This is a genomic window from Chryseobacterium sp. YIM B08800 (genome assembly GCF_026163565.1).
In the GTDB taxonomy this organism is placed as follows: Bacteria; Bacteroidota; Bacteroidia; order Flavobacteriales; family Weeksellaceae; genus Chryseobacterium.
This window is the reverse complement of record NZ_JAPDKN010000052.1, coordinates 1-1,958: the sequence shown is the minus strand read 5'-3', so window position 1 is coordinate 1,958 and position 1,958 is coordinate 1. Positions and strand designations below refer to the sequence as shown.

Below are 1,958 nucleotides of genomic sequence, written 5' to 3'. Positions count from 1 at the left end.
CTGCCATAAAATTATTACTCAATAAAATTTAAACAGGCTCTTACAATTATGCAATAAGCACCTTCATTAATCGTTGTAACGACCACGATGGCGATGGAGTAAATGATGTAAACGATATTGATGATGATAACGATGGCGTTCCTGATGCTACAGAAAGCCCATCATGTTATTACACCGCTAACGAATGGAACACAGCTGCGATACCTGATTATACAGTTTCTGTAAGTTCTGCTTTAACCACAACCACAAGCAATTTCAATCAGCTTGTAGATACAGTGGGCAATGTAACAGCAGTTACTTTTTCAGCATCACCAGCTCAGGCAATTCAAAATAGAAATGTTTATCTCTTTACTTTTGTTAATCCTATCAGATTAAGCGCTTTGTATCTTGAATTTAATACAGCGACTCAATTTGCGGGAACTACGAAAATTCAGGGTTCTAACACCAATAACGGAACAGATTGGGTAGATCTTTCTGCAGCTATTGGAACAGGAATAGCAACCAATGTTACCGCAAACGGTGGGGTAAGTATTCCGAACTCAATCAAATATCCGGTAACATTAAATACAACAACAGCTTACAAATATATCAGAATAACAGGAGCGGCAGCTTCTAATATTGTTGCGGCTAATGCTTCAGAAATATTCTTTGATGTCAATACAGCTTATTATATTCCTTCATTGTATCCAAAAGAAACGTGTACTAATGATACCGATGGTGATGGAACAATCAATCAATGGGATCTGAATAGCGATAACGACAGTTGTGGTGATGCTTTTGAAGCAGGTGCTCCTGGTGCTACAAGAACGGCTGTTTACCAATATCCGAACATCGACTCAAACGGAGATGGTTTGGTAGATGCTGTAGATTCTAATAATGATGGTTTTGTAGATTATACTTCTACTTATTATCCTTATGCAGTTTCATCTGCCATCAATGCGTGTACCGATACCGATGGAGACGGAGTTTCTGACATTGTGGATATCGATGATGATAATGATGGAGTTTTAGATGCCATTGAAAGTCCTGCTTGTTTTTATACATCTGCAGAAGCAATGGCTAATTCAACAGTAAAAATTTCAACAGGTGTTGCAAGCTCAACAGTCAATTCTGTAGCGGTAACAGCAGGTAATGACATCCCAACAATGCACGATGCAACCACAACAACGGTAACAGCAGCCAACCACATTGTTGCAGCCAATCAACTTGGGACAACTTCTATAGTTATCTACAAAGTAGAATATCCTACAGCAGTTAGTCTTACACAAATGCAGGTAATCGGAGCAACAGCAAGTTGGGGAACAGGTGCTTTCGCAGTTTTGGAAGCTTCTAATGACGACATCAACTATTCTGCAGTTTCTGCTGCAGTTGCAACAAGTGTGGGAACAACCAAAACTTGGCCGGTAACACTTAACACAAGCACGCTTTATAAATATTACAGAATAAGAGTTTCTACAGTTGGAACAACGCAGCCAACGTTTACAAATTATGAAGTAACAGGAACTATTAATTCAGCTAATTATATTCCTTCAGCTCATCCAAAACAGACAACCTGTTCTAACGATCCTGATGGTGATTTAATTCCAAATCATTTAGATTTAGACTCAGATGGCGATGGTTGTTCCGATGCCGGAGAGGCAGGAGTTTCTGATAATGCAGGAGCAGCAGGATTTATGTCAACAAGTGGTGGAAGTATCTATACAGGAGGTATTCCTTCAGGAACAGGCAATGCTTATCTAGGAAACGGTACACCAAGCCAATATGGAGCCAACGGATTCTTCAACGGTATTGAAACAGCTGCAGAAAGTGGACTTTATAATGGTACATACACCTATGCATCAGCAATTAATGCTACAATCGCTAATTGCTTCTGTTATAAACCGGCTATTACAGCAGGAACTGTTTTAGATACTAAACAGGGGATCACTTCACTGCAAAGAGCAGGAGCAGATAACGAG

1 pseudogene is annotated in these 1,958 nt (G+C 39.6%); it reads left to right on the top strand.

From position 1 onward, the window contains the following. Positions 1 to 275 precede the first annotated feature (275 nt). Positions 276 to 1,958: pseudogene (locus OEW74_RS16875) on the top strand (hypothetical protein); the annotation flags it as partial.